The sequence below is a fragment of the Kribbella albertanoniae genome, assembly GCF_004348455.1.
GTDB lineage: Bacteria > Actinomycetota > Actinomycetes > Propionibacteriales > Kribbellaceae > Kribbella > Kribbella albertanoniae.
Genome location: NZ_SMKA01000291.1, coordinates 1 through 11,331, shown reverse-complemented (window position 1 = coordinate 11,331; position 11,331 = coordinate 1). Strand labels below are relative to the sequence as shown.

The window sequence follows — 11,331 nt, the reverse complement described above, 5'->3', positions numbered from 1 at the left end:
GGGGTGGTGACGGCTTGGAGGAGGAGGGCGGTGGCGGCCAGGGAATGGTTGCCTGCGGCAAGGGGGAGGAAGGTGACGCTGATGCCTGCGGCGAGGGTGACGGCGGCGAAGACGAAGGACGGCATCAACAGGCCGCTGCCGCGCAGGCCGCCAAGGACCTTGACGTGGGGCGCTTCGGTGCTGGTCCGGTCGGCGATACCGGTCGCGGCGATCAGTACGACGAGGGCGACGGCCGCGGCGATCACGAACAGCGCGTCGAAGCTGATCACGCCCGTCAGGTAGACGCCGAGCGGTAGGCCGGCCACGGCCGGGATGCCGACGATGACGCCGTACAGGCCGAGTGCTTCACCGCGTCGGTGGGCGGGTGCCAGGTCGGCGATCAGGGCGACTCCGGCGACCACGTTGATGGCCAGGCCGGCGCCGCGGATCACACAGACCAGTACGACGATCGGCAGCGACGAAGTGGTGAGCAGGAGCAACGCGGGTGCGCCCATCAGGACCAGGCCGAGGCCGAGGACGATGCGGTAACCCCAGCGGGCCAGTATGCGGGGGACCAGGAGTTCGACGGCGACCGCGGAGAGCATCATCGCGCCGGTCGCGAGTCCGGGTCCGATCGAGGCGGAGCCGTTGGCCGCGAGGTAGAGCGGGATCACCGAGGTCAGCAGGTACATGCTGAGCCCGGAGCCGAGGCAGATCACCAGTACCCGGGCGAACTGCCCGTCGATCAGTGGGCGGACCTGCTCAACGGGGATGGTCATGCCGATCACGCTAGGGCTGGATCGGCCTCCGCTACAGGTCCAGTTCTGGCTACGTGGAGAGAACCAATTGGTCGGTGATGAAAGCAGCCAGCCGGTCGAGACCTACCTGCAGCTCGGCGGGAGTTACGGCACTGCAGGACAGCCGAAGGGCGTTGACCGGCGCGTCCGTGTCGTAGAAATGACTCATCGGCGTCCACAGCACGCCGTACTCGCGGGCTGACTTGGTCAGCAGTGCATCGTCGACGGCGAACGGCACGGTGACGACGACGAAGAAGCCGCCGGACGGGACCGTCCAGCTGATCTCGCCGCCCGGGAAACGCGCGGCCAAACCGTCGGTCAGCACGCGCAGATTGTCGGCGTAGATCTCCCGCTCACGCTGGTTGGCCGCGGTCAGGCTGAAGTCGCAGTCCAGCAGCTTGCCGCCGATGACCGCCTGTGCGATCGGTGACGTGTTGACGGTGACCATGCTCTTCAGCTTCGACAGTTCGTCGGCGAACAGGCCTCCGGTGCTGACGGTTTGGTCTGCGACGACGTAACCGACCCGGGCACCAGGCAGCCCGGTCTTGGCGAACGACCCCAGATAGACAACGCGGCGTTCGGTGTCGAGCGCCTTCAGCGTGGGCAGCCGATCAACACCAGCGGCCGGGAAGAGCCCGTACGGATTGTCCTCGAGCAGCAGCAGATCCTCAGCCGCGGCGATTTCCAGCAGTCGGTGCCGAGTCGCCAAATCCAAACGACGGCCCGACGGGTTGGCGAAGTCCGGCATTACGTAGAAGCCCCGTGGACGCAGGCCATCGGCGCGAGCGGCTTTCACCACGGCGAGCAGCTCGTCGAGATCGGGTACCGGCAGCATCGGCAGGTCGACCACACGAGCAGCGCCCGTGATTCCGACGTACGCCGGGGCTATCGCCAGCAGCACGTCCGTTGCGTCGGCCCGGAGCGCGCGCAGCGTGAGCAGCATCGCCTCCTGGCATCCAGCGGTGACGACGATCGCCTCGGGGGCGACGTGAATGTCCTCGTCGACCGCAAGATTGCGGGACACCAGCTCGTGCACGATGCCCTTGGTCCGCCCGTACTGCAGGATCGTCCGCCGCACCGTCGGCTCGTCGAGACCCCGCTCGCGCAGGTGTGCCGCAAAGCGCGATAGGTAGCGCGGTATGTCGTCGAGATCGAAGAACTCCTCGGTCGGCCGACCCGCGGCCAGCGAGATCGCCTCCGGATAGTGATGCGAGATCTCGTTCAGGAAGTTCATCGAGTTCAGTGCGCGATCGGTGAGCGACGCGTGCAGGGTGCTGATCTCGAGGTCGGCCATCAGCTCCGCCCCGTCACCAGGTCAGCGACCGCGGCCAGGTCGGCACAGCCGGCCAGCAGCATCGCATCCCGCAATTCGCGGCCGAGCAACGTGAGCGCTTCCTCGGCCGCTCCGGCAGCGAGTGCCCACAGCAACGGTCTCCCGACCAGTACGGCGTCCGCGCCGATCGCGAGTGCCTTCAGTACGTCGGTGCCCCCGCGGATCCCGCTGTCCAGCAGCACCGGGAAGTCGTTGCCGACTGCATCGATGACGGAGCCGAGGGCATCGATCGAGGCCGGGGCTCCGTCGAACTGGCGGCCGCCGTGGTTCGACACCACCACGCTGTCGGCGCCCGCGTCGATGGCGGCGAGCGCGTCTCGCGGATCGAGAATCCCCTTCACCAGCAAGGGAATCTCGGTCACCGACCGCACCCACTCGAGGTCGCTCCAGGAGAACGTCGGGTCGAACGCAGCGGCGGTATGCGCAGCCACCGCGGAGGCGCCGTTCAGCGCACTATGTGCCTCTGTGTATTTGTCGACAAGATTGGCCGCAGTGACCTCGGTAGGCAGCACGAAGGAGTTGCGGACGTCGCGCAACCGGCGACCCATCACGGGCACGTCGGCCGTGACCATCAGCGCGCTGCACCCGGACGCGGTCGCCCGGTCGATCAGCGCTCGCACAGCCCCGCGGTCGTGCAACCAGTACAGCTGGAACCACGACGGCGCGATCGCAGCGATCTTTTCCAGCGGCACGCTGCTCAGGGTGCTGATGATGTAAGGGATTCCGGCCTTGGCGGCAGCTTCTGCGAGGAAGAGCTCGCCCGCCGGATGGAACAGTCGCTGGTAGGCCATCGGCGCGACAGCGACCGGCAGAGCGGCCGCCGTACCGAGAATCGTGGTTGTGGTGTCGGGTGACTCGACACCGCCGAGGATTCGGGGAGTGACGGTGATTGCGTCGAAGGCGGAGCGGTTGCGGCGCAGGGTTAGCTCCGCGCCGCTGCCCCCGGCAACGAAGTCGTGGACGGCGGGAGACAGCGCGGAGAGTTGTTCGTAATCGGCCAACGCCTCAGCCATGGGAGAAGATCCGACTGAGCCAGGCAGCGGCTTCCGCGGTCGCTCGCCGCCCGCCGTCGAGAATGCCCGCCATGGCGAAGAACCCGTGCACCATCCCGTCGTACCGGCTGAGCGTGGTCGGCACTCCGGCAGCGTGCAGCTTCTCCGCGTAGAACTCACCCTCGTCACGCAACGGGTCGTACTCCGCCGTGATCACCAGGGCCGGCGGGAGGTCTTCGTGTGACGAGGCGAGCAGCGGTGAGGCGAGCGGATCGAGGCCGTCGAGAGCATCGGTCAGATAGTGGTTCCAGTACCAGCCGACCGAGGTCTTGTTGAACAGATGCGGATCGTCGCCAGTGACCATCGACGGGGTGTTCGCGCCGTACCGGGTGTTCGGGTAGACCAACAGTTGCCCGGCCAGCGCCGGACCCTTGTCCCGGGCAAGCAATGTCGTTGCCGCAGCCAAGTTTCCGCCGGCGCTGTCACCACCGACGACCAACCGCGACGCGTCCACCTGCAGCTTGTCAGCGTTCGTGGCGATCCATTGCGTGGCGTCGTGACAGTCGTGAACCGCGGTCGGGAACGGGTGCTCCGGCGCGAGCCGATACCCGACGGTGATGACCTGACACGGTACGGCGTTCGCCAGCCGGCGGGTGATGCCGTCGGCGGTGTCGATACTGCCGAGCGTCCAGCCACCGCCGAAGAAGTAGATCAGGGTCGGCAACGGCCCAGCCAGATCCGGCCGGTAGAGCCGAAGTGGCAGCCCGGCATCGGTGCAGAGATCCTCGACGTAGTGGACAGGCTCGGCCTGACCGCCCGCCTCCTGGATCGAGGCCAGGTCGGCGGCGCGTGCCTCGGCCAGCGTCTGGGTGTAGAGCTGCGGTACGGCGCGGGCCTGGCGCTCGGCGCGCATCGCCTCCACCTGCGGGTCCAGCGGCATGAGCTCACCCCAATCGGATCAGTATCTACTGGGCCGATCCGATGCAGCTCCGCGAAGAGCGGCATCGGATCACTCGACGACAGATCTACCGCACCAGCTTCAAGGGTACGGACGCGGCCATGGCCTGGTAGCCGGCGTCGTTCGGGTGGATGTGGTCACCGGAGTCGTAGAGCGGGTTCAGCTTGCTCGGGGCGGCCGGGTCGCGCAGCACCTTGTCGAAGTCGAGGACGCCGTCGAACTCGCGGCTCGACCGCAGATAGCTGTTCACCGCCTGGCGGTTGGCTTCCTTGGCCGGCGTCCAGCTGTCGGTGCCGCCCATCCCTTCGAACGGTGTGATCGTGCTGACGATGCTACGCAGTCCACGCTGCTTGACCTGGGTGTTGAGCTGCCGCAGCGCACCGATGATCTCGGCCGCGGAGTCGTCGGACATCCAGAGGTCGTTGACGCCGAGCTCAGTGATGACGGTCCGTACGCCGGTCTGCGGGAACACGTCTTCGTTCAGGCGGGCCAGCGCGTTCACGCCGACCTCGTGGAAGCCGGGGAACGCGCCGTTGTCGGAAGGCTCGGTGCCGTCGTGGTTGAGCCGGCTGCCGGCCAGTCCGGCGTTCAGCACGCCCGGGAACGGCTTGCCGGTGGCGGCCAGTCGCTCGGCGAGCTGATCCGGCCAGCGGTTGTTCGCGTTGAAGGTGCTGGCGGTGCCGTCGGTGATCGAGTCGCCGAGGACGACGATCGAGCCCCTGGAATCCTCGGTCTGGACGTCGACGCCGGACAGGAAGAAGAAGCAGCAGCGCCGGGTCAGCGTGTACGCCGCTCCGCCGGACTCGGTCACCAGGTTCGACGGACCGACGAAGTTCTCCTGCAGTGACGAGCCGTGGAAGGTTGTCGGGCCGGTGTTCACCGGGAAGTACAGGCTGACCACGAGGTCGTCCAGGTTGCCGAGTTCGAACTGCAGCGGGTCGCTGAGCAGCTCGCTACCCTTCACCATCGACGCCGTACCGGAGCCGCTGAACGTCAGTGTGCGCAGGGTGTTCGGGTCGATGTCGGACAGCTCCGGCGTCGCCTTGTTGGGTTTGGCAACAGTGGCCGCACCGACGGTGACCGTCTTCTCGCCGTAGATGTTCGACAGCCGGATCCGGATCTTGTCACCGCCGACGGACGGGCGCACCACGAGCCGGACGCTCTGGTCGGTCAGGCCGAGGTTGGTCGACCCGGCCGCGTTGCCGTGCGTGACGGCAGTGGCCCAGGTACCGACCCAGGGGTTGGCGTGCTGACCCCCGCCGCCGTAACTCGCGCCGGCCAGGGTCGACCCGGCCAGAGTCAGTGCGGCAGTCAGTGCGACCGCGCGCCATTGCTTCGGAACATGCATGGACGGACCTCCCGGCGGAATGGAATCGGTCGGAACGTATTACGCATTCTTCGGGCCGGTCAATGCATCGGCAAATGCTTGTTTCGAATGCTTCCGGTGGCGGTTAGCGAGGGGTTCGTACCTCCGGTTCGCAGGGGTATACCTTCGCCCGGGAGCCACGGTGACCGGGCGGCTTCGGAGAGCGACGAAACCGTGTGCAGCATGCGGTTTCCGGCTCTGTTCAGGTGCTGGGTGGTCCAGTAGAGTCTCGGCACGGCTGGGGTCGCCGTTCGGGGTGAGGAGAAACTCTTTAATGCCACCTGAATTCGTGCTGCCCGAAAATTCCGGCAATTACGTGCGCCGGGTCCTGGAGTTGTTCGCGCAATTCGGCGATCGGCCGGCGCTGGTGCGCGGGACCCGGCGGGCGTCGTACGGCGAGCTGTCCGCGGATGTACTGCGGATCGCCGCCGCGCTGCGGGACGCCGGGATCCGGCCGGGCAGCAAGGTGCTGGTGATGGCGGCGAACTGCTTCGACGCCCCGGCGCTGCAGCTCGCCCTGCACCTGCACGGCTGCCGCGTGTTGTGGTGCGCGCCGATCACGTCCCGCCGGGAGATCGATCGGTTCGCGGTGCTCGCCGATGCCGACGCTTTCGTGTACGACGAGGCCGCGGAGCTCGGGAGTGAGCTCGCAACCGCGCTCGCGCCGATGCCGTCGTACGGGCTGGACGATCTTGTCGCTCGCGTCCCTGCGTCGCCCTATGTGGTGGGAGATGTGCCGGCGCCGGATTCGGTGCTGCAGACGAGTGGGACGACCGGGGATCCGAAGCTCGTCCACCACACGCAGACGTTCTACGAGCAGATCCTCGAGTTGGCCGCAGCCTTTGTGGACAACGGGTTTCCGCTGCTGCGGCACTACTCGGGTTCGCCGCTGTGGCTGGCCAGTGGGCAGATCACCAGCCTGTTCAATCTGTTCACCGGTGGGGTGCTGTTCCTGACCGACACGTGGTCGCCGGAGGAGTTCTATCGGACCGTGTCGACCGAGCGCATCACGTCGACCTTCCTGACCCCGCCGATGCTCTACGAGGTCCTGGACCATCCGGGCAGCGCCGACATCGACTGCACCAGCCTCTTCATGCTGAACGTCGGGGCCGGGCCCGCGACTCCGGCCCGGTTGCGGCAGGGGATTGTGCGGTTTGGGCCGGTGCTGCGGATCGTCTACGGGCTCAGCGAGGCAGTGGTCGTCGCCGTCCAGCCCGGTCTGACCGAGGATCCGGATCATCCCGAGCGGCTCGCGTCGGCCGGGACGCCGTACGGCGATGTGGAGCTGGAGATCCGGGACGAGGCCGGCCGGGTGCTCGAGGCCGGGCAGGACGGCGAGATCTGGGTTCGGAGCCGGCTGACCTTCGCGGGCTACCTGGGTAAGCCGGAACTGACTGCGGAGACCCTGGTCGACGGCTGGCTGCGGACGCGCGACATCGGGCATGTCGATGCCGACGGCTACCTTTTCCTGGTCGACCGGGTGCAGGACATGATTCTGACCAAGCGTCGCAGCTGGCCGATCTACTGCCGGCCGATCGAAGATGCGCTCGGCAGTCATCAGGCCGTCCGGGCCGCGGCGGTGATCGGCGTACCGGATCCGGTGCTCGGCGAGGCCGCGCACGCCTTCGTGGTCCGGCGGGATGTGGTGTCGGCCGCGGAGCTGCAGCAGTGGGTGACCGACGAACTGAGCGAGGTCTGGGCGCCGGCCGCCATCGACTTCGTTCCGGAACTGCCGCTCACTCGCAGTGCCAAGGTCGACAAGGTTGCCCTGCGCAAGCTTCATGCCGAACTCCATCCGTCATGAACGCACGCCGTGGGTTGGTGATCCTGTTCGTCGCGGACGTGTTGTCCGCGGTGGGCAGCCGGATCACGATGGTGGCGATTCCGTGGCTGGTGCTGGTGACCACCGGCAGCGCGGCGCGGATGGGGCTGGTGGCGGCGGTCGAGCTGGTGCCGTACATCGTGGTGAGCATCATGGCCGCGCCGGTGATCGACAGGCTGGGCCCTCGCCGTACGGCGATCTTGGCGAATCTGGCGAGTGCGATCGCGGTGGCCGCGATCGCGGGGATGGCCACGATCGATTTCGCCGTACTGCTGGTGCTGGTTGCGGTCGCCGGTGCGCTGCGAGGTGCTGCTGATCGGTCGAAGGAGCTGCTGGTCCGGCCGATGGCGGAGGCAGCTGGGGTTCAGCTGATCCGGATCACGTCGTTGCACGAGGCGTTCGCCCGCGGCGCGACTTTGCTCGGCGCACCGCTCGGCGGGCTGCTGATCTACTGGACGGATGCGGCGTCGGTGTTGTGGATCGACGCGGTCACGTTTCTCGTGTGTGGGCTGCTGATTGCCGGCTTCGTTCGTCCGCCGGAGGTGGTGTCGGCGGCCCGGCCGGACAAGTACTTCCGGTCCCTGGCTGTCGGCTTCTCCTATGTACGGCGGGACGCGTTGCTGGCGACGATGCTGATCACCACGTTCACCATGAACATCTTCGCCAGTGCCAGTACGGCGGTCTTCATCCCGATCTGGGTTGCGGACGAACTCGGATCCCCGGCGGGTCTCGGTCTGACCCTCGGTGCGTTCGCGGCCGGCGCACTCCTCGGCAGTATCGCCTTCGCCGTCTGGGCGACGAAGCTGCCGCGGTACCTGACCTTCGCGCTCGGTGCGTTCATCGGCGGTAGTCCGCGGCTGCTGGTGCTCGGGCTGAGCGACAGCCTGGAGTTGGTGGCCGTGGTGACGTTCCTGTCGGGGATCGGGATCGCGGCGATCAACCCGGTCTTCGGCGCGGTCCTGTACGAATATGTCCCGAAGGACCTGCAGGCGCGGGTGATCGGGTTGGTCGCAGCCACGTCGTTCGCCGGTCTGCCCCTTGGTGCGTTGCTGGCCGGGGAACTGGTGAGCGGGTTCGGCCTGCTCCCGGCGCTGATCGGATCCGGGATCGCCTGCTTGATCATCAGCGTCTACCCGTTGCTCCGGCGTGGGCCGGGCAAGGTGCTCGATACCCCAGCCCCGGTGGAGGCCAGATGACCGAGGACACCGACCCCTATTGCCTGCGCCCCGGAGAGAGCTCGGAACTGCTCGCTGGGCATCCGTGGCGGCGCTTCGTCGTACTGGGTGACAGCGTGGCGGAGGGGTTGTGCGAGCCGGTCGAGGGATACAGCGACCTGCAATGGGCGGCTCGGATCGCGCACGAACTCGGACCGGTCGCGTACCTCAACCTCGGGGTGAGCGGGTTGCGGACGCGCGAGATCCTCGCCACCCAGCTCGTACCGGCAGTTGCCTTCGGCCCTGATCTGGCGCTGGTCGTTGGCGGCGGCAACGATGCTTTCCCGGCAACGTACGACGCGGATCGGGTCGACCGTGAGTTGACCGAGATGATCACCACCCTGCAGGACGCCGGCGCAGACGTGATGACGCTGGGGATGTTCGACGTCTCCTACAGCCCGGCCGTCGTGGAGTGGCTACGTCCGGGCCTCAGGCAACGAATGCGCACGCTGTCCGAACGAACCGCAGCCCTCGCCGCCAAGCTCGGCACGATCCACATCAACCTCACCGATCACCCGCTGTCGACCGACCCCGGCCTCTACAGCTCCGACGGCCGCCACGGCAACGCCCGCAGCGACGCCGTAGCCACCGCCGAAACCCTCCGCGCCCTAGCCCGCCACCTCAAGGCCCTCTGACAGCTGCCCCAGCCCCCCGACTCCCGCGACCTCACAACGTCCGAAGCATCGGAGGAGGGCCCTCCGATCCTTCGGACGTTAATGGGGAGTCGGATTTAACGTCCGAATATCCGGAGGAGGGTCCTCCGATCGTTCGGACGTTAGAGTTTGCGGAGGCGGACCCAGCGGACGGCGTGGTCCTGGCCTTTGCGGAGGACGAGGGTGGCGCGGGAACGGGTCGGGAGGATGTTCTCGCGCAGGTTCGGGCCGTTGATGCCGTCCCACAGGGACTCGGCCTTCTTGACGGCTTCCTCGCGGCTGAGTTCGCCGTACCGGACGAAGTAGGACTCGGGGTTGCGGAAGGCCGTCTCCCACAGTTTCAGGAAGCGGTGCACGTACCAGGAGCGGATGTCGGCGGCGGCAGCATCGACGTACACGGAGAAATCGAAGAAGTCGCTGACCGCGAGTCCGCTCTTGCCGTCCGCGTGCCGGGGTGCGGGTTGCAGGACGTTCAGGCCTTCGAGGAGCAGGATGTCGGGCTGCTCGACGGTGGTGCGGACGCCGTTCATCCGGTCATAGTGGAGGTGGGAGTAGACCGGCGCCTCGACCGCGTCCCGCCCGGACTTCACCTCGACCACGAAGCGCAGCAGGGACTTGCGGTCGTACGACTCCGGGAAGCCCTTGCGCAGCATCAGACCGCGCTTCTCCAGCTCGGCGTTCGGCCAGAGGAATCCGTCGGTGGTGACGAGCGCGACCCGCGGGTGCTCGGGCCAGCGCGCCAGCAACTCGCGCAGCAACCGGGCGGTCGTCGACTTGCCGACGGCAACCGATCCGCCGATCCCGATCACGAACGGCGTCCGGGTCGCGGCCGGTTTGCCGAGGAAGCTCTCGGTGTCCTCGTGCAGTGCTCGCGCGTGGCGCACGTACAGGGACAGGATCCGGGACAGCGGGAGGTAGACCTCGCGGACCTCGTCGAGGTCGATCTCGTCACCGAGACCCCGCAGCCGCTCGATCTCTTCGGCCGTCAGCGGCGAGATGGTGGTCTCCGCCAGTTCCGCCCAGGCGGCCCGATCCAGCTCGGTGTAGGGAGTCACCTCCCGGGACGGCTGCAGCATGGCCCCCATTCTTCCCATCCGCGGGGAGTGCACCACACCACACCGGCGTGGGCTTCGTCTCAACCAGGCGTCGATGGGTCCGAAAGTTTCGGTTCTCCGGGCGATAGGCTGAGGTCGTGACGGTGGAGCGGGTGACGATCGCGGAGATCGCGGGCATGGCCGGGGTGTCGGTGCCGACGGTCTCCAAGGTGCTGAACGGGCGGTCCGACGTGGCCGAGGCGACCCGGGCCCGGGTGGAGCAGTTGATCCAGGAGCACGGATACCGGCGACGCTCGGCCGGTACGACGAGTAGTCCGATGATCGACCTGGTGTTCAGCCAGTTCGAGAGCGAGTGGGCGATCCAACTGATCGGTGGGGTGAAGGACGTGGCCCGGGCCGAAGGGGTTGAGCTCGTGCTGTCGGAGTGCGGCGGTGGCTGGCGGCCGCGGCAGGAATGGATCGAGTCGGTGCTGAACCGCCGACCGCTCGGGGCGATCCTGGTCTTCTCGGACCTGGATACGGATCAGCGCGCGCAGTTGGAGGCGCGCCGGATCCCATTCGTGGTCGTGGACCCCGTGGGTGATGTCGCGGCCGACGTACCGGCGATCGGTTCGGCGAACTGGAACGGCGGCCGGATGGCGACCCAGCATCTGACCGGGCTCGGTCACCGCCGGATCGCGGTGATCGGCGGCCCCGTCGAGGTCCTGTGCTCGCGGCAACGAGTAGACGGCTACACCGACGCGTTGCGATCCGCCGGACTGACGGTCGACCCGGAGCTGATCAGGGTCGGCGACTTCGGGGTGACCGGCGGCTACCGCGAGGCATTGGCGCTGCTGCGCCTCCCGGATCGGCCGACCGCGATCTTCGCCGGCAACGACATGCAGGCCCTCGGCATCTACCAGGCAGCCCGCGAACTCGGCCTCGAAATCCCCCGCGACCTCTCGGTAGTCGGCTACGACGACCTCCCCGTCGCTCAATGGGTAGGCCCAACCCTCACGACCGTCCACCAACCCCTCCGCCAAATGGCCGAACTAGCCACCCGCCTGGTCCTCGACCTGGCCCGAGGCAACACCCCAGCCGCCCTCCGCCTGGACCTAGCCGTAGACATGCGCATCCGCGCCTCAACCGCACCGCCCCCACCACCCAACTAGCCGCCACCACC

General features: G+C 67.6%; 10 protein-coding genes. 4 read left to right on the top strand and 6 right to left on the bottom strand.

The window, feature by feature from the left end; all coding sequences use genetic code 11:
* From E1261_RS38045 to E1261_RS38025, 5 genes are all read right to left on the bottom strand, one after another.
* The coding region (locus E1261_RS38045) for an MFS transporter (RefSeq protein ID WP_132414599.1) at positions 1–758 on the bottom strand (758 nt) is incomplete at its 3' end.
* A gap of 49 nt (positions 759–807) precedes the next feature.
* Positions 808–2,070 carry an aminotransferase-like domain-containing protein gene (locus E1261_RS38040; RefSeq protein ID WP_132414598.1) on the bottom strand — a complete coding sequence of 421 codons (1,263 nt, stop codon included), beginning with the start codon at positions 2,068–2,070 and terminating at the stop codon, positions 808–810.
* Positions 2,070–3,122, bottom strand: a complete 1,053-nt coding sequence (locus tag E1261_RS38035) for an alpha-hydroxy acid oxidase (protein WP_132414597.1) — start codon at positions 3,120–3,122, stop codon at positions 2,070–2,072. Before E1261_RS38035 ends, E1261_RS38040 begins: the two co-directional genes overlap by 1 nt.
* Positions 3,115–4,041 carry an alpha/beta hydrolase gene (locus E1261_RS38030; protein WP_132414596.1) on the bottom strand — a complete coding sequence of 309 codons (927 nt, stop codon included), beginning with the start codon at positions 4,039–4,041 and terminating at the stop codon, positions 3,115–3,117. The genes E1261_RS38035 and E1261_RS38030 overlap by 8 nt, the downstream gene beginning before the upstream one ends.
* Positions 4,042–4,126: 85 nt before the next feature.
* Positions 4,127–5,407 (bottom strand): SGNH/GDSL hydrolase family protein, encoded by a 1,281-nt coding sequence (locus E1261_RS38025; RefSeq protein ID WP_132414595.1) that lies wholly within the window; start codon positions 5,405–5,407, stop codon positions 4,127–4,129.
* A gap of 292 nt (positions 5,408–5,699) precedes the next feature.
* Between E1261_RS38025 and E1261_RS38020 the strand changes: the two genes are divergently transcribed.
* From E1261_RS38020 to E1261_RS38010, 3 genes are read left to right on the top strand one after another with little or no spacing between them, the layout of a single operon-like run.
* Positions 5,700–7,229, top strand: coding sequence for a class I adenylate-forming enzyme family protein (locus tag E1261_RS38020; RefSeq protein WP_132414594.1), 1,530 nt, complete (start codon positions 5,700–5,702; stop codon positions 7,227–7,229).
* On the top strand, positions 7,226–8,443 hold the full coding sequence (locus E1261_RS38015; protein WP_132414593.1) for an MFS transporter: 1,218 nt from the start codon (positions 7,226–7,228) through the stop codon (positions 8,441–8,443). Before E1261_RS38020 ends, E1261_RS38015 begins: the two co-directional genes overlap by 4 nt.
* Complete coding sequence (locus tag E1261_RS38010) at positions 8,440–9,096, top strand: SGNH/GDSL hydrolase family protein (protein ID WP_132414592.1); 657 nt, start codon at positions 8,440–8,442, stop codon at positions 9,094–9,096. Before E1261_RS38015 ends, E1261_RS38010 begins: the two co-directional genes overlap by 4 nt.
* Positions 9,097–9,236: 140 nt before the next feature.
* Here the strand turns inward: E1261_RS38010 and coaA are convergent, their stop codons facing one another.
* Positions 9,237–10,190, bottom strand: a complete 954-nt coding sequence (gene coaA, locus E1261_RS38005) for a type I pantothenate kinase (protein WP_132414591.1) — start codon at positions 10,188–10,190, stop codon at positions 9,237–9,239.
* A gap of 116 nt (positions 10,191–10,306) precedes the next feature.
* On the opposite strand from coaA, the gene E1261_RS38000 reads away from it, so the two are divergent.
* Complete coding sequence (locus E1261_RS38000) at positions 10,307–11,320, top strand: LacI family DNA-binding transcriptional regulator (RefSeq protein WP_238176685.1); 1,014 nt, start codon at positions 10,307–10,309, stop codon at positions 11,318–11,320.
* Positions 11,321–11,331: the final 11 nt, after the last annotated feature.

Coding starts and splice junctions, on each gene's coding strand:
- E1261_RS38040 (WP_132414598.1), bottom strand. CDS start 2,070: ATGGCCGACCTCGAGATCAGCACCCTGCACGCGTCGCTCACCGATCGC.
- E1261_RS38035 (WP_132414597.1), bottom strand. CDS start 3,122: ATGGCTGAGGCGTTGGCCGATTACGAACAACTCTCCGCGCTGTCTCCC.
- E1261_RS38030 (WP_132414596.1), bottom strand. CDS start 4,041: ATGCCGCTGGACCCGCAGGTGGAGGCGATGCGCGCCGAGCGCCAGGCC.
- E1261_RS38025 (WP_132414595.1), bottom strand. CDS start 5,407: ATGCATGTTCCGAAGCAATGGCGCGCGGTCGCACTGACTGCCGCACTG.
- E1261_RS38020 (WP_132414594.1), top strand. CDS start 5,700: ATGCCACCTGAATTCGTGCTGCCCGAAAATTCCGGCAATTACGTGCGC.
- E1261_RS38015 (WP_132414593.1), top strand. CDS start 7,226: ATGAACGCACGCCGTGGGTTGGTGATCCTGTTCGTCGCGGACGTGTTG.
- E1261_RS38010 (WP_132414592.1), top strand. CDS start 8,440: ATGACCGAGGACACCGACCCCTATTGCCTGCGCCCCGGAGAGAGCTCG.
- coaA (WP_132414591.1), bottom strand. CDS start 10,190: ATGCTGCAGCCGTCCCGGGAGGTGACTCCCTACACCGAGCTGGATCGG.